General features: G+C 42.1%; 19 protein-coding genes. 13 read left to right on the forward strand and 6 right to left on the reverse strand.

The window, feature by feature from the left end:
* Positions 1-114 precede the first annotated feature (114 nt).
* From ACHOLT_RS12420 to ACHOLT_RS12440, 5 genes are all read left to right on the forward strand, one after another.
* The gene (locus ACHOLT_RS12420) at positions 115-2,070 is read left to right on the forward strand and encodes an ABC-F family ATP-binding cassette domain-containing protein (RefSeq protein ID WP_425801081.1); all 1,956 of its coding nucleotides are present in this window, start codon (positions 115-117) and stop codon (positions 2,068-2,070) included.
* Between the two features lie 65 nt (positions 2,071-2,135).
* Positions 2,136-2,279: a hypothetical protein gene (locus tag ACHOLT_RS12425; protein WP_425801083.1), complete on the forward strand. Its 144-nt coding sequence runs from the start codon at positions 2,136-2,138 to the stop codon at positions 2,277-2,279.
* Positions 2,280-2,443: 164 nt separating this feature from the next.
* Positions 2,444-3,697: an MDR family MFS transporter gene (locus tag ACHOLT_RS12430; RefSeq protein WP_425801085.1), complete on the forward strand. Its 1,254-nt coding sequence runs from the start codon at positions 2,444-2,446 to the stop codon at positions 3,695-3,697.
* A gap of 46 nt (positions 3,698-3,743) precedes the next feature.
* A complete protein-coding gene (locus ACHOLT_RS12435; RefSeq protein WP_425801087.1) occupies positions 3,744-4,190 on the forward strand; it encodes a YaiI/YqxD family protein in 447 nt (148 codons plus the stop codon).
* A 59-nt stretch (positions 4,191-4,249) separates the two neighbouring features.
* Positions 4,250-4,852 carry an HD domain-containing protein gene (locus ACHOLT_RS12440; protein ID WP_425801089.1) on the forward strand — a complete coding sequence of 201 codons (603 nt, stop codon included), beginning with the start codon at positions 4,250-4,252 and terminating at the stop codon, positions 4,850-4,852.
* Between the two features lie 49 nt (positions 4,853-4,901).
* On the opposite strand, the gene ACHOLT_RS12445 is transcribed toward ACHOLT_RS12440, so the two are convergent.
* The 5 genes from ACHOLT_RS12445 to ACHOLT_RS12465 all read right to left on the reverse strand — a co-directional run bounded on the left by ACHOLT_RS12445 (position 4,902) and on the right by ACHOLT_RS12465 (position 10,560).
* Positions 4,902-6,158 carry a sensor histidine kinase gene (locus ACHOLT_RS12445; protein WP_425801091.1) on the reverse strand — a complete coding sequence of 419 codons (1,257 nt, stop codon included), beginning with the start codon at positions 6,156-6,158 and terminating at the stop codon, positions 4,902-4,904.
* Between the two features lies 1 nt (position 6,159).
* Positions 6,160-6,831, reverse strand: a complete 672-nt coding sequence (locus ACHOLT_RS12450; protein ID WP_425801093.1) for a response regulator transcription factor — start codon at positions 6,829-6,831, stop codon at positions 6,160-6,162.
* A 250-nt stretch (positions 6,832-7,081) separates the two neighbouring features.
* Positions 7,082-8,302, reverse strand: coding sequence for an ABC transporter permease (locus ACHOLT_RS12455; protein WP_425801095.1), 1,221 nt, complete (start codon positions 8,300-8,302; stop codon positions 7,082-7,084).
* The gene (locus tag ACHOLT_RS12460; RefSeq protein WP_425801097.1) at positions 8,302-9,045 is read right to left on the reverse strand and encodes an ABC transporter ATP-binding protein; all 744 of its coding nucleotides are present in this window, start codon (positions 9,043-9,045) and stop codon (positions 8,302-8,304) included. The genes ACHOLT_RS12455 and ACHOLT_RS12460 overlap by 1 nt, the downstream gene beginning before the upstream one ends.
* 18 nt (positions 9,046-9,063) lie before the next feature.
* On the reverse strand, positions 9,064-10,560 hold the full coding sequence (locus tag ACHOLT_RS12465) for an efflux RND transporter periplasmic adaptor subunit (protein ID WP_425801099.1): 1,497 nt from the start codon (positions 10,558-10,560) through the stop codon (positions 9,064-9,066).
* Positions 10,561-10,819: 259 nt separating this feature from the next.
* Here ACHOLT_RS12465 and ACHOLT_RS12470 point away from each other — a divergent pair, with 259 nt between their 5' ends.
* The 3 genes from ACHOLT_RS12470 (at position 10,820) to ACHOLT_RS12480 (ending at position 14,675) form a co-directional block, all read left to right on the forward strand.
* The gene (locus ACHOLT_RS12470; protein ID WP_425801101.1) at positions 10,820-12,544 is read left to right on the forward strand and encodes an ABC transporter ATP-binding protein; all 1,725 of its coding nucleotides are present in this window, start codon (positions 10,820-10,822) and stop codon (positions 12,542-12,544) included.
* Complete coding sequence (locus ACHOLT_RS12475) at positions 12,537-14,399, forward strand: ABC transporter ATP-binding protein (protein ID WP_425801103.1); 1,863 nt, start codon at positions 12,537-12,539, stop codon at positions 14,397-14,399. The genes ACHOLT_RS12470 and ACHOLT_RS12475 overlap by 8 nt, the downstream gene beginning before the upstream one ends.
* Positions 14,400-14,471: 72 nt before the next feature.
* The gene (locus ACHOLT_RS12480) at positions 14,472-14,675 is read left to right on the forward strand and encodes a TOBE domain-containing protein (protein ID WP_425801105.1); all 204 of its coding nucleotides are present in this window, start codon (positions 14,472-14,474) and stop codon (positions 14,673-14,675) included.
* Between the two features lie 82 nt (positions 14,676-14,757).
* Here ACHOLT_RS12480 and ACHOLT_RS12485 read toward each other — a convergent pair whose 3' ends face one another.
* Entirely contained in the window at positions 14,758-16,128 is a 1,371-nt protein-coding gene (locus ACHOLT_RS12485; protein WP_425801107.1) for a citrate/2-methylcitrate synthase, read from the reverse strand.
* A 332-nt stretch (positions 16,129-16,460) separates the two neighbouring features.
* On the opposite strand from ACHOLT_RS12485, the gene galE reads away from it, so the two are divergent.
* The 5 genes from galE to ACHOLT_RS12510 all read left to right on the forward strand — a co-directional run bounded on the left by galE (position 16,461) and on the right by ACHOLT_RS12510 (position 21,990).
* A complete protein-coding gene (galE, locus tag ACHOLT_RS12490; protein ID WP_425801109.1) occupies positions 16,461-17,447 on the forward strand; it encodes a UDP-glucose 4-epimerase GalE in 987 nt (328 codons plus the stop codon).
* 12 nt (positions 17,448-17,459) lie between these two features.
* Positions 17,460-18,038: a flavodoxin family protein gene (locus ACHOLT_RS12495; protein WP_425801111.1), complete on the forward strand. Its 579-nt coding sequence runs from the start codon at positions 17,460-17,462 to the stop codon at positions 18,036-18,038.
* A 117-nt stretch (positions 18,039-18,155) separates the two neighbouring features.
* Positions 18,156-19,169, forward strand: a complete 1,014-nt coding sequence (locus ACHOLT_RS12500) for a (Fe-S)-binding protein (RefSeq protein WP_425801113.1) — start codon at positions 18,156-18,158, stop codon at positions 19,167-19,169.
* Positions 19,166-20,410 carry an LUD domain-containing protein gene (locus ACHOLT_RS12505; RefSeq protein ID WP_425801115.1) on the forward strand — a complete coding sequence of 415 codons (1,245 nt, stop codon included), beginning with the start codon at positions 19,166-19,168 and terminating at the stop codon, positions 20,408-20,410. The genes ACHOLT_RS12500 and ACHOLT_RS12505 overlap by 4 nt, the downstream gene beginning before the upstream one ends.
* Before the next feature lie 329 nt (positions 20,411-20,739).
* The gene (locus tag ACHOLT_RS12510) at positions 20,740-21,990 is read left to right on the forward strand and encodes a DEAD/DEAH box helicase (RefSeq protein ID WP_425808037.1); all 1,251 of its coding nucleotides are present in this window, start codon (positions 20,740-20,742) and stop codon (positions 21,988-21,990) included.
* Positions 21,991-22,045 lie beyond the last annotated feature (55 nt).

A 22,045-nucleotide genomic window follows, 5' to 3' on the forward strand; every position in this document is an offset into this window, starting at 1 on the left:
TCAATATTCAATCATAATTACTGATGATATGATATAATAAAATTTCAGAGTGTACAAATAAAGCTTAAATTAAGATATTACTTCAATAATATTACTTCAATAAGGAGATACCTTATGAATCTTTTAGCGGCAGAGAATTTGACAAAAAGTTATGGAACGAAGGTTCTGTTTGATAATATCTCATTCGGTATTCAGGATAAAGAAAAAATGGGGATCATCGGAGTCAATGGGACGGGTAAATCCACTCTGCTTAAAATCTTGGCCGGTCTAGAAAGCCCAGAAAAAGGTCAAGTAATTACTGGGAACAACGTATCTGTTGAGTATTTACCCCAAGATCCGGAGTTCGAGGATCAGGCCAGTGTTCTTGAGCAGATATTTAGAGGAAATTCAACCCTTATGCAATTATTAAAGGATTATGAGCGTGCACTCCAAAAGTTAAATAGAGATCCTCAGAATACTGTTTTCCAGCAAAAGCTTCTTGATCTTGGACAAAAAATGGATGCACAGAACGCTTGGCAGTTAGAAAGCGACGCTAAGACAATCCTGACAAAGCTCGGAATTAACGAGTTTGATACATCAATGGGTCTCCTATCCGGAGGGCAGCGAAAACGCGTAGCTTTAGCCAGCGCCTTAATCAATCCTTCAGATCTGCTGATTCTTGATGAACCGACGAATCATATTGACAATGCAACGGTAGACTGGTTGGAACAATACTTAAATAATCGGAAAGGGGCTCTAATCATGATTACGCACGATCGCTATTTTTTGGATCGTGTTGCCAATCAAATATTAGAACTCGATCGAGGGAAACTCTATCCTTATCCGGGGAATTATACACGTTATTTAGAGTTGAAAGCAGAACGTGAGGAACAAGAGGAAGCCTCTGAACGTAAGCGGCAAAATCGAATTCGCAATGAGCTGGCCTGGATAAGGCGCGGGGCTCAAGCAAGGTCAACTAAACAAAGAGCACGAATCGAACGCTTTGAGGCGTTGGTCGCAGATAAGCCAGCCGAATCGGCTGGAAGGGTTGATATTGCAGCCGGGGCAAGCCGATTAGGGAAAAAAGTGATTGAATGCCGTCATTTGCATCACGAATTTCCCCAGCGAGGAATTGTCATTGAAGATTTTAGTTATAGTGTTGCCCGAAATGACCGGATAGGAATCATCGGTCCGAACGGAATGGGCAAATCTACGCTGTTGAATATATTTGACGGGCGGATTGAACCGGATCAGGGGGAAATCGAGTGGGGACCAACCGTTAAGGTCGGCTGCTTTGCTCAGGAAAATACGGCAATGAACCCTAATCAGCGTGTGATTGATTATATTAAAGATATTGCGGAAGTACTTCCGACTGCTGATGGTGGAGTAATCACAGCTTCACAAATGCTGGAACGTTTTCTTTTTTCGCCGGCACTCCAATGGACTCCAATTGCTAAGCTTTCGGGCGGAGAAAAACGGAGGCTTTATTTGCTTCATGTGCTAATGGGAGCACCTAATGTCCTGTTGCTTGATGAACCAACCAATGATTTAGACATCCAAACGCTGCGTGTTTTGGAGGAGTATCTTGAGGATTTTCCAGGTGCTGTGATCAGCGTTTCCCATGACCGTTACTTTTTAGATCGTGTCGCGGAAAAGATATTTTCGTTTGAAGGACAGGGGAAAATTCGTACCTATATTGGAAATTACTCTGATTATCGGGAACATGTGATGCAAGAGCAATGTATAGAGCCAAATATGGCTCAAGGACAGATTAAGAAGCATCAGAATGAGCAAAAGGATCAGGCCGCAGCGGAGAATTCCCATTCGCAAACGTTTAAGCCTCAAAAAGAACGCCTTAAAATGACGTACAAAGAGCAGCGGGAATATGAACAGATTGATGATATTATCGCCCAGAAGGAAGCAGAGCTTGCTAAAGTTAATCAAGAGATGAATGAAGCAGGCAGTGATTATGGCAAACTAAATGAACTTGTGAGTCAGCAACAAGCTTTGGAAAAAACGCTCGAAGAGCTTATGGACCGTTGGACATACCTCAATGAGCTCGCGGAAAAGATTTCTCAAAGCAAAGCATAGGAATAAAGGCAAATTTAAGTCATAAATTAAGAGATAGAAATGGAGCATTGACAGTGGAGAATAATATGATTGAACAAATGAAAAAGATCATTGCGGAAAAGCATAAAAAAAGTTCTGAACAAGGGATGCCGCAAAATCATGTAAAAAAAATTGGAGAAAAACGCAAAGGAATTAAACGGTATAAACAAGGCGGTATGTTTGATAAGTAATATTTGATAAGTAATAATTGTAAGATCCGGTTGTTTTCACATCCGGGTCTTTTGTTTTAATAGGACAAATTGATCATAAATTCTATCCATATTAAGGCTAATAGTATACAATATACATTATCGTGTTTTAAATTTGATAGTTCTTGAGTTAGGGTGGCGAGAAGATGTGGTTATCGATATTATGGAAACGTTATGATCGTGCACTTTGGGTTAGAGTAGTAGGTACAATTCTTACAACAGTGACAAGTTCAGCGATCCGTCCATTTTTAGCAGTGTATCTCTATGATAAAACGGGGAGCATTTATGTTATTAGTATTATTTTAGGTTTAGCTCCGTTGATGGGAGTGATCACAAATTTCTTTGGCGGTAGTTTAGCAGATAAATATGGGCGCAGGCCTTTAATGATCTTTAGTTTATTTTTTCAAGCGCTCTCTATGGCAGGCTACATATTTGCCGTGACTCCATTACAATTTGCATTGGTTTCAATTGTTAATGGAATGGCCTCTTCGCTCTATTATCCAGCTGCAAACGCTCAAATTGCTGATATTGTTCCGGACCATCAATATTCAGAAGTATTTGCATTAATGCATACAGCACTTAATTTAGGTGCTGCTGTTGGACCCATGTTAGGGTTACTCCTCGTTAAAGTGAATCAGAGCCTGGCATTTTTAGCTTCATCTGTAAGTCTGCTTATATATGCAGCGCTTGTGTATTGGCTGGTTCCAGAGACGCTCGAATCACTGATTCAGAGAAATAAATTCCAAAATAGCAGGGAAAACAAGGGGAAAGAGAAACAGGATTTTCAAGTCACTTCGTTTAAATTAAGAGATCATCCATTTTTATTAGGATTTACACTGCTCTCTTTACCGATTAACATTTTGTATGCTCAAGTAGAATCAAATTTCCCTCTATACTTAAGAGATAATTTTGATAACTATCTATCTATTTTTACCTCGCTTATGTCGCTCAATGGTTCTATTGTTGTCCTCTCTGCACTTTGGATTGCTAAAAAGACAGAAAGACTTCATACACCTTATGTTTTATTCGTGGGAAATATTCTTTTCGCGCTGGTTGCAGTGGGTTATGGCTTAGGCCCATGGAGTAAGGCTGTTTCTCTATTGGTTGTTGCTGAGATCATTTTCACAATTGGAGAAGGATTAACTTTCCCTAATCAAAATAAATTGCTTTCACAAGTTGCTCCTCCGGGAATGCGTGCACGCTATTTTTCAATTTTTAACATGAATATGGGGATATCCAAAAGTTTAGGTCCTATTTTCGGTGCGGCAATATTCGTTCGCTGGGGCGGCCTGACCTTGTTTCTTATCTTATCTGTGATATTAGTCGTTACGGGTATAGTCAACTTTTTGTTAACTGAAAAAATATCTGTTAGTATAAAAAAAGAGTCTGTCCACGCTTAAAAGGTTCGTTCATTGGAGTAAAGAGTGGCTGGGAAAGGAAAATACTATGAAGATCATCGTCGATGCAGATGCCTGCCCTAAATCTGCCCTTCAAATTTGTTTTAAACTTGGACTGCAGCATAAAATTGAAGTCTGGACGGTTGCCAGCTTTGATCACAATATTCTTTCAGAACATCATATTACTGTAGGTGACAATTCACAAGAAGCAGATTTAAAAATCCTGAATGTTACGAAAGCAGGGGATATCATCATTACCCAGGATTTTGGACTCGCGGCTATGGTTTTAGGAAAAGGGGCCTATGCCATGGGACCGAAAGGACAAGCATATCACCCGGAAACGATCGATTTTCTACTGGAGGAACGCGAATTGAAGGCGAAGTTCCGACGCAGCGGAGGAAGAACAAAAGGACCGAAAAAGCGGACAGGTGATGATGACGAAGCATTTGCCAAGAGCTTAAGTCAATTGATCCAAACAGCTTTGAACCTTGGATGACTAGAGCTTTTCTACATATCAAAGATCAATGCATGGGTCTAAAATAGATCTGATTGGAGATGTTTATATTGATATCAGAGAGAATGCAAAAGCAGATTGATTTTATTGTTGCCATCGATCAGTTAAAGGAGATTACTCGGCAAAATATCGTCATCGGATCTAAGCGTAATGAAAATGATGCTGAACATTCCTGGCATCTAGCGGTGATGGCTATGCTTTTATCTGAATATGCTGCGGAAAAGGATCTTGATGTATTACGGGTTATAAAAATGGTTCTGATTCATGACCTTGTAGAAATTGATGCGGGTGATACATACTGCTACGACGAAAAAGGATATGAAGATAAAGACGAACGAGAGCAAAAAGCGGCTGATCGGTTATTTAATTTTCTCCCTGCAGACCAAGCGAAAGAAATGATGGAGCTGTGGCGTGAATTTGAAGAGATGAAGACACCTGAGGCAAAGTTTGCGGCAAGCCTTGATCGTTTTCAACCTTTGCTGCTGAATTTCAATACCGGAGGTTTTACCTGGAAAAGACCTGAAGCAACAAGTGAAAAAGTTTTTAAACGAAATGATGTTGCGAAGGAGAATGCACCTGAGATTTATGCCTATGCTAAGGCTATAATTGAAGACTCGATTAAAAGGGGAATCTTAAAAGAATAAGCTTTAACAGAAGTTTTATGTGAAACTATGAAGCTGCTTGTTTTTTTCCTTAAAATACACAATGAATAGTTGTTCCTTGGTTTAATATGCTTTCTGCCCATATTTGTCCATGGTGGGCTTCAACGATCTGTTTGGCAATGGCAAGTCCCAGCCCCGTACCGCCTTGAACACGTGATCGCGCTTTATCACTTCGGAAAAAACGGTCGAAGATGTGAGACAAATCGTGTTCGGATATTCCGATTCCCGTATCTTCAAGCTCAAGCTTGATGGCCTTTTTACTCTTTTGACAACGGAGTTCAATAAGACCGTTCTCAGAGGTAAATTTCAAGGCATTATCTAAAATGATAAGAAGAAGTTGATGAATTCGTTCCTGATCCCCATAGAATGTGAGATCTGATTCGCAGAAGACGTTCAGCCGAACGCCTTTTATTTCTGCAAGAGGCCGGAATTGTTCGGTAGTCGTATTGATCAAGTCATATAAAGAAAACCGGCTTTGTTCCAATTCCAGTTGATTTGATTCTGAGCGAGCGAAAAATAAAAGATCGGCCACTAATCTGCCAAGGCGTTTTATTTCTGTTAAGACGGTATGAATCCGTATGCTTTCCTCTTCAATGGTTTGTTCCGGATGGCGCAGGAGAAGCTCAAGCTGGCTCTGGAGAATTGCAAGCGGGGTTCTTAATTCATGCGAAGCATCGGCAACGAACTGTTGTTGCTTATTCCATGAAACATTAATAGGAATCAGGGCGCGATTGGCTAAGAAGAATCCCGCAAGCAGAGAGATACCCCCTCCGGCGATTCCCATAACGAGTAAAAGAATCATGAGATTACGAACCAGTTTAGCCTCTAAATCGATATTGGTTATATATTGAATCATTTGAACGTTCTTTAAATCCGGCTGGAGGTTGGCCAAATCCTCCTCTAAAGGAATGGATCGGGACAATGTACGATAGTTATGCCCTGCGATCAGGAGAGTATATGGCTGCTGATTGGAAGGATTGGTTTTGAAATTCACTAAATCAGCAGCGGAAAAGGCATCTTGCGGAATCTGAGCATGTAAATTGCCGTCTTTATCCCATAATAAGGAGATGACCCTGTGTTCAACAGCACGTCCTGCTCCTTTCTCTGTCAGTAATTTTATATAATGCTCTGTCTGTGTACGATTGGCGATCCCGATTAACATCTGGTCAATGTTTCGATAAAGCTGGTGGTAGGTAAAGGTATACAGTACGCTTCCTAAAAGAGCCAGAAGAATGAAAAGGATAAGCGTATTTATGGCCGCCAGCCTGATGCGAATTTCCTGGAACATGTCATTCTCCTTTAAGCATATAGCCCACGCCGCGGACGGTTTTGATAACATCTGCATATCCGTAAGGTTCGAGTTTTTTGCGAAGATAATGGACGTAGACGTCAACAACATTGATCCCTGATTCAGAAGTAAAGCCCCAAACACGATTGAAAATCTGATCTCTGAATAAAATCTGTTCACTGTTGCGGATAAGAAATTCAAGCAATTCATACTCTTTTTGTGAAAGGTTAAGCGGATGGGTATCGACAAATCCATCATAGATCGACGGATTAATGGAAAGCCCAAGATAAGCAATATTTTCTACGTTTCTCCCGTGCCCTCTGCGAAGGAGCGCTCGGACTCGGGCGAGCAATTCGGTGATGGCGAAGGGCTTGACAAGATAATCATCCGCGCCGACATCAAGTCCTCTAACGCGATCCTCGACACTGTCTTTCGCCGTTAAAAATAAAACCGGAGTTGAAATCGATTGGCCGCGGAGCGTCTTGACCAATTTCAGGCCATCCATTTCCGGCAGCATAATATCTAAAATTAAAGCATCATAGACCTTGCTTTGAGCAAGGAGCAGGCCCTCTGTGCCATTATCAGCGGAGTCGACCTGATAAGCCTCTTCTTTTAAAACTGTACAAATAACCTCTAAGAGGGAATGATCATCTTCGACTACCAAAAGCTTCATTAAAAATGCCCCTTCAACTCGACTTATCGTCACAATGCTTAAAAATATGGGTAGATATAAAGAAAACCCGGCTTCGCCCGAAGACACTGTCTTCGCACTTGTTAGCCTTAGCGAAGGCAAAGCCGCTGGTTGCACTTATGCTGGAAGAAAGTATAAAACCAAAGTTTATACTTTCTGACAGTATAAAAAACTGCAGGCCTTAACCTGCAGTTATTATACCCGTTTCGTTTAATAAATTACTTACTGATTCTTACTCGTAGCGAAGGGCATCAATGGGACGAAGTTTTGCGGCTTTTTGCGCAGGAAATACACCGAAAGCAATTCCAATTCCTGCCGAGAAGGCAAACGCAAGTAAGACCGAAGATAAGGAAATCTGAGTACTCATGCCTGCGAAATGGTTTAAGGCGGAAGAACCTCCGGCTCCTAATAAAATTCCAATTATTCCGCCAAGGATGCTCAAAACAACGGCTTCAGCTAAAAACTGAAACATAATCGTTTTACGCCGTGCTCCAATAGCCTTACGGATCCCAATCTCCCGTGTCCGTTCTGTGACTGAAACCAACATAATGTTCATAATTCCGATTCCGCCGACAAGCAGCGAAATTGCGGCTACACCACTGAGCAAAAGGGTTAAGGTCTGCGTAATGCTTGCGGCGGTTGACAAAATATCCGCTTGGCTTGTCACGGTAAAGTCATCTTGAGCATTATAGGAAAGCTTATGCTGATTTCTCAAGATTTGTTCAATCTCAGAGGACGCAGTGTCCATTAGGTCTGAGCTTTTAGCCTCGACGAAGATGGAACGGATGGCGGGAGAACCGATAAGACGTGTTTGCGCACTTGTAAGAGGAACCAGGATTTGATCATCATTGTTATTCATGCCGCTGGACCCTTTGCTTTCCAAGATACCGATAACTTCGAAGGGAACTTGGTCAATATTAATCGTTTGACCGACAAGGTCGGAATTGGCATTGCCGGTAAGATTCTGCACGACCGAGGTCCCGATGACGGCGACTTCGGCATTGTTTTGAAGATCTTGATCCGTAAAATAGCGACCGACAGAAACAGGTTGGTTTCTAACCTCAGAATAGGCGGGAGTTGTCCCCACCAGCTGGGTGCTCGTGTTTTGACCGCCTAAAACCACCTGAACCTGTTTATTGGTTGTGGGAGCAACATTTTGGACTGCATCAGCCTCGCTTTTAATTGCGTTGACATCGTCGGTGGTCATATTGGTAAGGCTTCCGGCGCCGCCTTTTACGCCGCCGACATTGGATTGCCCCGGGGTTATGATAAGAAGGTTTGAGCCTAACCCTTGGATTTGGTTCGTGACTGATGCCTTGGCTCCTTGCCCGATAGCCACCATCGTGATTACCGCACCGACGCCAATGATGATGCCCAGCATCGTCAGTGCTGAACGCAATTTGTTTGATTTAAGACTGCGGAGGGCTAAACGGATATTTTCCAGAACATTCATCAGCTCACCGCCTCCTCGTTTTTAAACAGATTGAGGTCTAATAGCTCGCTTTCAGCTAGACTGCGATGCTGAACAATTTCATCCTCGTCGATCACACCGTCTTTAAAGTGGATAATGCGTTGACTGTACTTGGCGACATCGGGCTCGTGAGTAACAAGTATAATGGTAATTCCGATGGCATTTAATTGTTGAAAAATAGCCATTATTTCAAGAGTGGATTTACTGTCCAAATTTCCCGTCGGTTCATCGGCCATCAATATGACTGGATTATTGACAAGTGAGCGTGCAATCGCAACACGCTGCTGCTGTCCTCCGGATAGCTCATTCGGTTTATGATCAATACGCTCCGAAAGCCCTACGGCTTCAAGTGCCTTTAATGCCTTTTCCCGCCGTTTGCGCAGATTGATCCCTTTATACAGCATTGGAAGCTCAACGTTTTCCAAAGCGGTTGTTCGCGGAAGAAGATTAAAGCTTTGAAAGATAAACCCAATTTTGCGATTGCGTATATCGGCCAACTCATCTTCCGAAGTGTCATTGATATTAACGCCATCTAAAAAATACTCACCGAAAGTCGCAGTATCTAAACACCCGAGTATATTCATCATTGTCGATTTTCCAGACCCCGAAGGGCCCATAATGGAAACGAATTCACCTTTGGCGATGGATAAGTTCACACCTGCAAGGGCTTTTAACTCGATATCTCCTGTTTTATAAATTTTAACAATATTGTTAAGGGTAATCATATGCTTAACACCTTCTTCCTAGTTCCCGGATCTGTTGCTTCTGCTTTCGTTGCCGCTGCCGTTGCCGCCTGCGGCACTGCCAAACCCTCCGAAGCTTCCTCGTGCTGCATTATTGCCCCCAAGGTTTCCGCCCATTAGAGAGGTCGATTGAGTTTTAGCCGTTTGCTGTGTTTTAATGCCGACGATGACGCGGTCACCTGCTTTCAGGCCTTGAATGACTTCAGCATTTTTGCCGTCATCTAAACCAATTTGAACAGTTTGGACAATGGGGGTGCCTGAATTGGAAGAAGGGGCAAGGGAGACCGTTTTTTCCGAACCATTCGTATGAACGGCCGAGCTGGGTACTGTCAGAACGTTGCCTTTTTGCTCAATAATGATAGAAACATTGGCACTCATGCCCGGTTTCATGAGATTGTTGGAATTCGGCGCAGAGATTGTAACTCCAAAAGTGGTGACCCCGTTTTGTGTATCTCCTGTCGGATTGACTTGGGTTACAGTACCGGAAAAATTTTGATTGGGGTAGGCGTCCAGTGTCAGATCAACTGATAAGCCGGTCTTGATTTTAGCGATATCCACCTGATTTACGGGGACAACGACTTGCATCGTATCGGTATTTCCCATGAGAGTAATTAAGGAACTGTTATTGCTTACGTCAGAACTCCCCGAATTTTGGCTGCCGGAGCTTGCTGATGTCCCTGCAGCTTGGGTATTGACAGCTGTAATGATGCCGTCGGCGGGCGCAGTCAGAGTCGTATTGGCTAAGGTTGTATTGGCCTGAGTCAGAGAAAGCTTGGCTTGAGACACTTGATTCTCAGCGAGCTGAAGATCCGAACTGTTTGCACCGGCATTGACTTGAGCCAATTGGGCTTTAGCCAGTTTTAAGTCATTTTCGGTACCGTTGTAAGTGTTTGTTGCTTGCGCAATTGCCGTATCCAAATTGGCAGGGTTGGCTTCATAATCCTGTAAAGTATTTAATTGCGAAGTACTCCCTTGTGAAGCGGTTGATTGAATTTTGGCAATAGCAGCTGCTAAGACAGAACTATTCTTATAGCTTTGCAGAACAGATAAACTGTTTTCTGCGCCGGCAGCATTTGCTTCAGCCTTTGCTACCGAATTTTCAGCACTGATTAGATTGACTTGTGAGGGCGGCCCCTGCAGCTGAGTTAATTTAAGCTGTGCCTGCGTTAAATTGGCCTGTGCCTGACTGACTTGCTGTTGTGCCTGTGTAGGGTCCAATTTGGCTAAGACCTGTCCGGCTTTGACCTGGTCTCCAACCTTGACATCAACCTCAGTAACCTTTCCGCCGTTAGCTGATAGCTGATAGAGAGAAGTCGCGTTAACGGTTCCCGTCGCATTAACGGTTTCCTTGATGTTTCCCTCGCGAACTAAATTTGTAATGTAATTTGAAGAAGGGGTTGCCGAATGGTTTGCCCGGTATAACCAAACACCTCCCCCGATGAGCACAACGGTTAGGACACCGGAAATGATCAAGGGCAATGGCTTTTTGAGTTTCATGGATTTTACACTCCTTATTTATATTTTCATTTCTTATTTCATTTCTAGAAACAAAAATAATTTTAAGGAAGCAAGATTAAAAGATCATTAAAATATAGAAAGTATTTTTGACAAATAAAGTATATTAAGGAAGAACTTTATCTTCAAATTGTTTTTGTCCGGGAAGCTGTACAAGAGTTCATTAATAGAAAATTAAAGCCGTTTTCGATATAATAAAATGTATTGAAAACTTAACGTTTAAGGGAATAGGATTGACGAAATGAGTATTTACAGACGTTACTTTACTAAATACAAATTCCCGTTTACTGCGGCTGTCTCATGTGTTGTTTTTGAAGCACTCTGTGACCTCCTGCAGCCGGCTGTAATGGCACGGATCATTGATGAGGGTGTAAAAAGAAGTCAGATGGGAACGGTGATCAGACTGGGCTTCCTGATGATGATGATTACTGTTTTGGGTGCAGGGTTTGCGATAACACGGAGTATCCTGGCAAGCAAAGTATCGCAAAGTTTTGGAGCTGATCTTAGGAATGAAGTTTTTGCTAAAATTATAAGATTCTCTGAAGTCAGTGCTGATAGAATTGAAAGCGGTTCTTTGATCACTCGAATGACAAATGATACATCTCAAGTGGTTCAATTTGTCAATGGATTAATGCGTATTTTTTTCAAGGCGCCCATTACCTTTATCGGCAGTATCATTTTGGCAGTTATGCTAAGCTTTAAGCTGAGCATTATTCTTTTTATTGATGTAATCCTAATTTCGATTTTCATTATTTTGAGTATGGAAATGAGCTATGTCCGTTTTGCAAAGGTACAGTATGCTCTGGACAAAGTAAATGGGGTTGTCCAGGAGTACCTTATGGGAATAAGGCTGGTTAAAGCCTTTGGACGTTTTAAGGATGAGAAAGCCAAATTTGAAGGTGCCATTAACGATTTAGCCCAAAAAAGCGTGTCTTCTCAGTTGGTAATTGCCTATTTTTCTCCTCTCATGTCGCTGACGGTCAATATTGGCATTGCAGTAATTCTATATATCGGAAGCATTCTGTTTGGTCTGGGCGAGATTGAAGTAGGAAAAGTAGCGGCATTCATTCAGTATATGACACAGATTTTATTTTCACTGATTATGATCACTAATGTTTTCAATGTTTTTGTAAGGACGAAAGCATCTGTGGAAAGAATCAATGAAGTATTAGACAGTGAAGAGGACTTTAAGGGCTCAGCCAAAACGCTCGAATTTACTTCCGGTGAACTTGAGTTTAGGAATGTAACGTTTGCTTATCCACGGGGAAGCGGAATACCAGCGCTTAAGAATGTAACCTTTAAAATCGGGAAAGGGAAAACGTTAGCCGTTATCGGGCCCACTGGATCAGGAAAATCAACGCTTGCCTGGCTTTGTCTTCGGTTTTATGATCTTCAAAAAGGTTCGATCACTTTAAATAGAAGAGATATTCGAGCGATCGATGTTTATACGTTAAGAGAGAATATTGCTTTTGCACCTCAAAAAAGCATGCTGTTTACAGGAACCATACGAGAGAATATAGCTTGGGGAAATACAAGCGCCGCAGCAGGTGAGATTATCAGAGCGGCTCGTATTGCTCAAGCAGAGGAATTTATTCAGAAGCTCCCGGATCAATATGAGAGTATTTTGGGTCAGGGAGGAGTTAATCTTTCGGGCGGTCAAAAACAACGGATTTCCATTGCCCGAGCCTTATTAAAAAAGTCGCCGCTATTAATTCTGGATGACTGTACCAGTGCCCTCGATGCGGTAACAGAAGCTAAGGTAAGGCAAGGCTTAAAAGGACTGGGGGATAGACAAACGGTAATCTTGATTACCCAAAGAATCGGAACGGCAATGCTTGCCGATAAAATACTTGTTCTCGAAAATGGTGAAAAGGTTGGAGAAGGGACCCATCAAGAACTGCTTCAATCCTGCAAAACCTACCAAGAGATCTATGACTCGCAAATCGGGGGTGATCTCTATGGCTGAAAATCGACGGAATATGGACTACAAAAATATGCCGAGACTGGGGAGACGAGGCGGCGGAGGAGGCGTTCGTTTTGCACCAAAAGCAAAGCCTAAGAATGGGAGAAGAACATTTCGGCGTCTGCTGAATATCTTTTTGAGGTGGAAGACCACGATTGGGTTTACGCTTGTTTTAACCTTGTCCTCCTCTATTATTTCTCTTTTTACTCCCTTATTATTGGGTAACGCTATTAATACGTTTAATATTAAAACAAGCAGGGTAGACACCTCGCTCTTAACATTAATCTTAATTCTTTTGATGATAAGTTATCTTGCAAGTTGGTTTCTTGATACCATTACTGGGGTTTTGATGACAAAACTCACGCAGAAACTGGTTACCTATTTGCGAGCGGAGTTTTTTGCCAAGCTGCATAGAATTCCCTTGAATTTCTATGACACACGTTCTCATGGCGATACCATGAGCAGGATTACGAATGATGTGGATAATATCAGCAGCACGATTGCGCAAACGACCACGCAGTTAATTTCCAGCATTTTTACGATTTTAGGCTCTTTCGTGATGATGGTTATTTTGAGTCCTGCTTTAACACTTGTCGCAATGATTGCCGTTCCGTTATTTTTGTTAGTAACGAAAACCATTGCCGGCCGCAGCAGAACCTATTTTTTAATCCAAGCACAAAAGTTAGGTGCTTTAAACGGTATGATTGAAGAAAACATTACGGGTTTAACAATGGTCAAAGCGTTTAATCATCAAAACAATGTTCTATCTGATTTTAAGAATCTTAATCGGGAGCTGTGTGACTATTCGACAAGGGCTCAGATCTGGTCTGGCTTCTTGATGCCTTTGATGAACGTCATCAACAATATCAGCTTTACTTTGATCGCAAGTATTGGAGGAGTATTCGCTCTCAAGGGAGGGGTAACTGTAGGTATAGTGGTAAGCTTTCTTACCTATTCAAAACAGTTTGTCCGGCCGTTAAACAGTATCGCAATCATGTTTAATAATATTCAATCAGCGCTGGCTGGAGCAGAGCGTATTTTTGAAATTATGGATGAAGAAGAGGAAATTTCCGACCAAAGCGGGGCCAAGACGCTGGTTAACCCTCAAGGGAAAGTGGAGTTTTGTAATGTATTTTTCTCCTACGAAGAAGGTCAGCCGGTACTCAAAAATATAAATTTCATAGTGAATCCCGGTGAAGTCGTAGCTTTAGTCGGTGAGACCGGAGCAGGGAAAACAACGATAGTAAATCTCCTAACCCGCTTTTACGAAGCGGATCAGGGAAAGATACGGATAGATAATACGGATATTACGGAAATCTCCCGCGAGAGTTTGAGAGAATGCTTTTCAGTCGTTTTACAGGATACGCATCTTTTTACAGGGACAATTATGGATAATATCTGTTATGCAAGACCCAATGCAACAGATCTGGAAGTCAAGGAAGCTGCAAAATATGCGCATGCCGATGAATTTATCTGTCGTTTGCCAAAAGGCTATGAGACGATTGTAACGGGAAGTACCGATAATCTCAGTCAAGGCCAAAAACAGCTCCTGGCGATCGCAAGAGCGATACTGTGTGATGCCCCGCTATTAATTCTCGATGAAGCAACAAGCAGTGTTGATACGAAGACTGAAAAAGAAATTCAACATGCTCTTCTTTCACTCATGAAAAATCGTACCAGTTTTTTAATTGCTCATCGACTATCGACCATTCGCGATGCGGATAAAATTATGGTTTTAGGCAATGGTGAAATAATAGAGAGTGGAACCCATAGTGAGCTTATGAAAAATGAAGGGGCATACCATAAAATGGTGCTCAGCCAGATGGGTTGTGCTAAGCTTTTGGAAAAAGGAAATTAATGCTATAATATATACAGACTTAGCAAATAATAGAGTCCTAGGTAAAAAATAATAAGTATGGAGGTAGCCTTTATGCAATTATCAGCGCGAAATCAATTAAAAGGAAAAGTTAAGGAAATTAAGGAGGGACCTGTATCAACTGAAGTTATACTTGACGTTAACGGCACGGATATTGTTGCAAGCATTACTTCCGGTTCGGTGCATGCGATGGGTTTAAATGTCGGGGATGATGCGACCGCAGTGATTAAAGCAAGCTCAATTATGATAGGTAAGTAGTTTTCATAATTAACCTAGAAAACATATTTTTATAAAAAAGAACGAGGCTAAGGTAATATCCATAGCCTCGTTCTTTTTTAAATTAACCTCTTTTATTAATGGGGACATACGTTTGCCGGGGAGCAACACTCTTATAGGCGGGTCTGATAATTTTTCCCGCATTAACGATTTCCTCGATACGGTGAGCACTCCAGCCCGCGATTCTGGCAAGGGCAAAAATAGGAGTAAACATTTCAATAGGAAGATTGAGCATGCAATAAACAAAACCGGAATAGTAATCGACATTCGCGCTTACGACCTTGTACATTTTAGTAGATTCTGCGATAAGATGAGGAGCAAGTTTTTCAACCTTATCATAAAGATTAAACTCGTTTGTTAAGCCTTTTTCGTGGGCAAGTTTTGCCGCATATTTCTTAAGAATAACAGCTCGAGGATCTGAGATAGAATAGACAGCGTGACCAATACCGTAAATAAGACCGGAATGGTCAAAAGCATCCCGTGAAAGTATCCTGGAAAGGTAATTTTTGACTTCTTCATCATCTTCCCAGTCTTTAACGTTTTCTTTTATATTTTCAAACATTTGAATTACCTTGTGATTTGCCCCGCCGTGTCTTGGCCCTTTAAGCGAACCTAAGGCGGCAGCCATCGTTGAATAGGTATCGGTACCTGTTGAGGTGACGACATGGGTGACAAAGGAAGAATTATTTCCCCCGCCATGTTCCGCATGAAGGACAAGGGCGAGATCAAGGAGTTTCGCCTCAAGTTCTGTATATTGACGATTAGGTCTTAGCATGTAAAGAATGTTTTCGGCTAAGCCTAAGTCGGGCTGCGGGCTGTGAAGAATTAGGCTTTGTTTGCCGTGGTAATGAGTAAGGGCTTGATAACTGTATACAGCTAAGGATGGGAAGGAGGCAATCAATTTAATGCACTGTTTTAAGACATTTTTGATTGAAATATCATCCGCATTATCATCAAAGGTGTACAAAGCTAAAACACTTCGTGCCAATCCGTTCATGATATCCTTGCTCGGAGCATTTAAAATAATGTCACGGGCAAAATTTTCAGGGAGCTTTTGATTGAGTATGAGGAGCTGTTCAAAATTTTTAAGGGCCTTTTGATCCGGCAGCTCACCGAAAAGGAGCAAATAAACGGTTTCTTCAAAACCAAAACGACCATCCTCCATAAAACCTTTAGCAAGGTCGGTGATATCATAGCCGCGATAAATTAATCGTCCCGGGACGGGAATAATTTCACCTTCATCAAGAATGTAGGAATGGACTTCTCCGATTTCCGTTAAGCCTACGAGCACACCCCTTCCATCTAAATCACGAAGTCCCCGTTTGACTTCATATCTGCTGTAATACTCGGGGTCAATAGGACCCTTTTTTAAAGTAATATGGCTTAAATCATTAAGCATTTTTGACTCAAATTCTTGTTGATCTAGATAATCCATCTTCTGCCTCCATATTTTCTATATTTATCGTCATCCAAATTTTTAAATTAAAAACCTATTGACAACTTTATATAGAATATAAGTTGTCAGCCAGTAATTGTCAAGATGATAAAATTTAGCAATTTGTGTATTAATGTAAACGTCTGAAATACATTGAAGTCTAAAGATAATGAAAATTCAGCTGAGACTAAAATGCTTTAAGATATTTTAACGCATTATTGAAAGATTTGTCACGAAAAACCATTGAAGAAACGAACATGGACTGTATTCCTTGGACATGATAAGATATGAAAAGGACTTTTCTATAACTTGCTGTTACTGGGGGGATAATTATGGCTATTTTAGTGACTGGAGGAGCAGGATATATCGGCAGTCATACAGTTGCTGAGTTCATAGAAAGAGGAGAAGACGTCATAATTCTTGATAATTTACAAAAAGGGCATGCGGAGGCAGTATTGGCTCCCAACTTTTATCAAGGAGATCTTCGCGATTCTAATCTCTTGGATCGGATATTTGCTGAGCATGATATTGAAGCTGTGATTCATTTCGCCGCCGATTCTCTCGTCGGTGAAAGTGTTTCAGATCCTCTTAAATACTATCAAAACAATATTGCTTCTACGTTAAATTTAGTCACTAAGATGAAGGAGCATGGGGTTAATAAGATTGTATTTTCATCGACTGCGGCAACCTATGGCGAGCCGCGCAACAATCCGATTCAAGAATCGGATCCGACTTTACCGACGAATCCCTATGGTGAAACAAAACTGGCGATTGAGAAGATGCTTCATTGGTGTGATCAAGCTTATGGAATTCATTTTGTCGCTTTGCGTTATTTTAATGCAGCCGGTGCTGACCCAAATGGGAGAATTGGAGAGGATCATCATCCCGAAACCCATCTTATTCCCCTTATTCTCCAAGTTGCCTTAGGACAGCGCGAATCGATAACAATCTTTGGACAAGATTATCCGACCCCTGACGGGACATGTGTCCGTGACTATGTCCACGTTTTAGACTTAGCTCAAGCCCATTATCTGGCACTTAATCAACTAAGGAAAACGCAGAAAAGCGGAATTTATAATCTCGGGAATGGACAAGGCTTTTCGGTTTCAGAAGTCATAGAAGCTGCGCGCAGGGTCACCGGTCACCTAATCCCGGCGAGGCTCGGTGAACGAAGGGCGGGGGATCCTGCGGTTCTCATTGCATCCTCACAATTAGCACAGGAGGAACTGGGGTGGGTTCCTCAGTGGAATCGCTTGGAACAAATTCTTCAAACGGCCTGGAATTGGCATAAAAATCATCCGCAGGGTTTTAATAAGTAGACAAAAAAGTAAATGAGTAAAGGAATGACGAGTGTGAATGTATTGATTTTAACGGGCAGCCCTAATACCAACGGATTAACTGCGGCATGCGGAATGGCGGCCAAAGCAGGCGCGGAAAAAGCGGGAGCAGAAGCCACTATCGTCAACTTAAATAAACTTAACATTGGAAATTGCCACGCCTGTGGAAATGGCTGGGGAACGTGTGGTACAAAGCATATCTGCCAGGTCAGGGATGATTTTCAAGACTTGCATGCATCATTAGCTGATTACGATGCGTTTGTTTTGGTTACTCCCGTTTATTGGGGCGAGATGAGTGAATCCAGCAAAGCATTTGTAGACCGCGTTCGCCGCAATGAAGCCAAGAAAAAAGATCGGACTGCTTTTGAGGAAAAGCCGGTACTTTCTGTAGCCGCGGCCGGTGGCAGCGGTAATGGACTGACGACATGCCTCACATCAATGGAGCGTTTCCTTTTGCATGTACGTGCTGAAAAATTTGATCTTATTGGGGTTACTCAAAAAAATAAAAGGTATAAGCTTGAGGCCATCCGTGAAGCGGCTCAAGAAATGATGAGCAGACTGATGAAAGAATAATACATAATACATGGATAAATGCAGTTTACGAAACCTGCATTTTTTAGGTAATGTATAAGTATGTGCTTTTATAATTTTTTTTATATTTAAAACAGTAAAGAAGGCGGTGTAAATTTAATGGCGATACGACCCGCAGAAGAGCTTGAGCATGTCGAAAGAAAGCTTCCAGCAGTATTGGAAATTATACGCGGCAATATTCTTAAACATGGTAACCCGCTTGCGTTAAAGGGAACTGAAGTAGCGGTTTGGGCAAAAGATCTTAACTTGCCGAAGACGGGGGAAATGCTTTTTTATACCGGAGGAGAATATCAGCTTCTGCCGTTCATTGATTCCTTAGTTAAAACGATGACGGTTGTTGATCAGGGAAGTAAAGGCTTTTCCATGATGATCGGCGTACGTAATATCCTTGATAAAGCGGGTATCAGTGCCGAGAAAATTTATGCCTCTGTTTTATCGAAGGATAAGGAACGTTTTCAATCTGTTTGTACAAAGGCAGCGAAGCTTCTTCAGTCATTAGGCTATGATTTTTGTTACTCCCATGATGAAGAACTTTATAGCGGAGCGCTTCTCTATGAATTAGGATATTGGGAAGATCTTAAAGATTATGCTCATCGGGTTAAGCAGGTCATTGATAAAACGGGAGCGAAGACGATTATTTGTCTTTCTCCTCATGCGGCTGAGGTTCTTAAATTTGTTTATCCTAAGTTAGGAATTCCGATGGATATTGAAGTAAAAACTTTTGTCGAGCTGGTTTGGGAACAAAGGAGCAAATTGAAAACAATTCCTAATGCGCCAACTGTTGTTATCCATGATTCCTGCCGTTTGGCCCGTGAACTTCATATTTCACAGGAAATACGTGATATTTTGACATCATCAGGGGTTCATTTCCGCGAGGCTGCACGCAATAAAGAATGGACAAGTTGCTGCGGTGGACCCAGTAAACTCCTTTATCCGGACCTTTCCCATACGATCGCCGGGCGGCGTGTAGACGAACTTCAGGAAACAGGCGCAGAACTCATGCTTACCTCCTGTCCGTATTGTTTAGCTGCGCTGGAAGGCGCTCTTGAGAAAAAGGATAAAGATCAAGTCGTTGACTTGATTGAATTTTTGTATAGGGGGATCGCAGGATGAGTGTTTTTCAAAAAGCCAATAAAAATGAAACCGTCGACCTGCAAAAGAATTTCACCGATTATTCGAAAGAATTAGATCGTGCAAGTGAGGATAATAATATTCGTACGGCAATTTCCCGCGCGGTAAAGGCTTACCGCGAAACAACAGCCAGCACCATGGAACGTTATCCGCACACTCCGGATTTAGCAGCCGAAGTTCGCGAAATTAAACGCAATGCCATTGAACATCGCGAGGAACTTCTTAACCAAGCTATGGAATCTGTTGAAAGAAACCATGGTAAAGCTTTCTATGCTAAAGATAAGGATACGGCCCTGATGATTGCCAGTGAAATCATCGGCAAAGGAAAGATCATTGTCAAAGGAAAAAGCATGCTTGGAGAAGAGCTTCATCTTCGCGAATATTTGGAGAATGAGGGCAATGAAGTTTGGGAAACCGACTTAGGCGAATTTATTCTCCAGCTCAAAAAAGAACGTCCGATGCATATTCTTTCGCCGGCGATTCACGTTCCGCGTGAAAAAGTCGCAGAAGTCTTCAGTCGATTCTTTGAGCGCGAAATTGAACCGGATATCGCCAAAGAAGTTGAGGCTGTCCGTGAATTTATGCGCGAAAAATATTTCAATGCCGATGTGGGTATCAGCGGAGCCAATGTCGTGGCTGCCGATACGGGAGCCTTTGTTATCATTGAAAATGAGGGGAATGTGCGGTTATCCACCTCCGCCGCTCAAGCCCATATCGTTTTTGTCGGAATCGAAAAGGTCGTCCCGACTTTCCAAGATGCGATGAAAGTTGCGGAAGTAACCTGGCGTTATGCTCAATATCCTGTACCTGCTTATGTAAGCATTGTCACAGGTCCAAGTAAAACAGGAGATATTGAAAAAGTAACAACGTACGGAGCGCATGGACCTAAAGAGTTCTATGTAATCTTTGTTGATAATGGCCGAAGTGCAATGGCCGAGGAAGATGACTTTAAACAAGCTCTGCACTGTCTGCGCTGCGGAGGGTGCATGTATGAATGCCCCGTGTTTCAAGTGACAGCCGGAACATTTGGAGAAACGTATCTTGGCGGGATCGGCACAATCTGGGATGTGTTTGTTGCCGGCGGACTTGAAAAGACTTCGCCAATGATCTATACCTGCTTGCGCTGCGGACGTTGTGTTGAACGCTGCGGAATGCAAATTAACGTTCCCGCGATGATCGGTGAACTTAGAAATCGCTTAACCAGCGGACAGGTGATGGACTAAGTAAAATTGATTTAATGGAATGTATTTACGGCTAAAGAATGCTATACTTAAGCAATCTTTAGCCGTTTTTTCGCTTTAACGAAAGATTTAAGCTATAATAAGCAAAGCAAGGATAATAGTTTATACTAAGTTGCGTTAAATATATCACATGCATTAAAAGACGCAAAATTAGGCCTGGCTGTCACATGACAGCGGCAAGCGGAGCAGGAGCGAAGCGCGGCTATTTGCGCCCGGATGGCGCAACTTGCCGAAAAGCAGTCAAGTGACAGCTAGGCCTTGCCCTTCAGGTTAAAACAAACGAAAAAAGATAGGATGAAAATGAATTGGAAATGACTTTTGAACAATTAGGAATTTCGTCAGCATTAATAAAAGCGCTTAAAGCTGAAGGTATAGTTGAACCCACTGAGATTCAAACAAAAACAATCCCATTGATACTAAATCATCAAGATGTTGTAGGACAATCCGAAACGGGTTCGGGTAAGACCTTAGCCTATCTTCTTCCCATCTTGGAGAAAATTGACTCACAGAAGAGGGAAAACCAAGTCCTTATTCTGACCCCAACGCACGAACTCGCACTGCAAGTTCATCGTCAAATCGAACGTATATCTCAAAATTCAGAGGGGAAGATCACCTCGGCTGTCCTCATTGGTAATGTCAATATCATACGGCAAATTGAAAAATTAAAGGAAAAGCCGCATATTCTTGTGGGGTCGGCAGGACGAATTTTAGAGCTGATTCAAAAGAGAAAGATTTCCTCACAGACCTTGAAAACAATAGTGCTGGATGAAGCGGATCGCCTGCTTGATGAGAAAAATAGTTCGTCGGTGAAAGCGGTGATCAAAACAACGCTAAAAGACCGCCAACTGCTTTTATTTTCGGCTACGTTGAATCCAAACGCTTTGAAACGGGCTTCAGTTGATTTAAAAGATCCGGAAGTTATTCGAGTTACAGAAAAAGCGGCTGTTGCATCGACAATCATTCATTATTATTTTACATGTGACCAGCGTGATAAATTCGAAGCCCTGCGTAAATTGGTCCGTATTCTTAATCCTCCGCGCGCCTTAGTCTTTATTAGTAAAAGCGAGGAAATCGAGCGAACGCTTGAAAAACTCAAGTTCCACGGTTTAGAGGCTGAAGCCATTCATGGAAGCTCCCGGAAAACGGATCGACGTAAGGCAATGGAGAATTTTAGAACGGGCAAAATCCATTTACTGGTTGCTTCTGATCTAGCTGCACGTGGGCTCGATATCGAGAATGTTACCCATATCTTTAATCTGGATTTTCCCGAGGATCCCCAGCTTTACCTCCATCGTGTGGGAAGAACCGGTCGGGCAGGTCATAGCGGCGTAGCAATTTCTTTAGTTAACGAAAGGGAACTCCAATTTGTTCATAAGGTTGAAAGAACCTTTAATATTTCAATTGGACTTAAAAAAATGTTCCAAGGAAAAATCGTGGATTCGCGTCCTCCTCGAAAAGAGAAGAATACAGCCTCAAAGGTTATGGCTAAGCCTAATCCTAAATCTAAAGTAAAAAGTTTCCCAAAATCACCCAAATGCGGACGCCTAAAAAATAAGAGATAAGAAGTATATCACTGAAAGATCAAAATTCTAAAGGCTATAGTTCAATTGAACTATA

The organism is Desulfitobacterium nosdiversum, from assembly GCF_049860565.1.
GTDB lineage: Bacteria > Bacillota > Desulfitobacteriia > Desulfitobacteriales > Desulfitobacteriaceae > Desulfitobacterium_A > Desulfitobacterium_A nosdiversum.

Coding starts and splice junctions, on each gene's coding strand:
- ACHOLT_RS12445 (WP_425801091.1), bottom strand. CDS start 6,158: ATGTTCCAGGAAATTCGCATCAGGCTGGCGGCCATAAATACGCTTATC.
- ACHOLT_RS12440 (WP_425801089.1), top strand. CDS start 4,250: ATGTTTATATTGATATCAGAGAGAATGCAAAAGCAGATTGATTTTATT.
- galE (WP_425801109.1), top strand. CDS start 16,461: ATGGCTATTTTAGTGACTGGAGGAGCAGGATATATCGGCAGTCATACA.
- ACHOLT_RS12450 (WP_425801093.1), bottom strand. CDS start 6,831: ATGAAGCTTTTGGTAGTCGAAGATGATCATTCCCTCTTAGAGGTTATT.
- ACHOLT_RS12430 (WP_425801085.1), top strand. CDS start 2,444: ATGTGGTTATCGATATTATGGAAACGTTATGATCGTGCACTTTGGGTT.
- ACHOLT_RS12500 (WP_425801113.1), top strand. CDS start 18,156: ATGGCGATACGACCCGCAGAAGAGCTTGAGCATGTCGAAAGAAAGCTT.
- ACHOLT_RS12425 (WP_425801083.1), top strand. CDS start 2,136: ATGATTGAACAAATGAAAAAGATCATTGCGGAAAAGCATAAAAAAAGT.
- ACHOLT_RS12455 (WP_425801095.1), bottom strand. CDS start 8,302: ATGAATGTTCTGGAAAATATCCGTTTAGCCCTCCGCAGTCTTAAATCA.
- ACHOLT_RS12505 (WP_425801115.1), top strand. CDS start 19,166: ATGAGTGTTTTTCAAAAAGCCAATAAAAATGAAACCGTCGACCTGCAA.
- ACHOLT_RS12485 (WP_425801107.1), bottom strand. CDS start 16,128: ATGGATTATCTAGATCAACAAGAATTTGAGTCAAAAATGCTTAATGAT.
- ACHOLT_RS12475 (WP_425801103.1), top strand. CDS start 12,537: ATGGCTGAAAATCGACGGAATATGGACTACAAAAATATGCCGAGACTG.
- ACHOLT_RS12510 (WP_425808037.1), top strand. CDS start 20,740: ATGACTTTTGAACAATTAGGAATTTCGTCAGCATTAATAAAAGCGCTT.
- ACHOLT_RS12435 (WP_425801087.1), top strand. CDS start 3,744: ATGAAGATCATCGTCGATGCAGATGCCTGCCCTAAATCTGCCCTTCAA.
- ACHOLT_RS12460 (WP_425801097.1), bottom strand. CDS start 9,045: ATGATTACCCTTAACAATATTGTTAAAATTTATAAAACAGGAGATATC.
- ACHOLT_RS12480 (WP_425801105.1), top strand. CDS start 14,472: ATGCAATTATCAGCGCGAAATCAATTAAAAGGAAAAGTTAAGGAAATT.
- ACHOLT_RS12470 (WP_425801101.1), top strand. CDS start 10,820: ATGAGTATTTACAGACGTTACTTTACTAAATACAAATTCCCGTTTACT.
- ACHOLT_RS12495 (WP_425801111.1), top strand. CDS start 17,460: ATGAGTAAAGGAATGACGAGTGTGAATGTATTGATTTTAACGGGCAGC.
- ACHOLT_RS12465 (WP_425801099.1), bottom strand. CDS start 10,560: ATGAAACTCAAAAAGCCATTGCCCTTGATCATTTCCGGTGTCCTAACC.
- ACHOLT_RS12420 (WP_425801081.1), top strand. CDS start 115: ATGAATCTTTTAGCGGCAGAGAATTTGACAAAAAGTTATGGAACGAAG.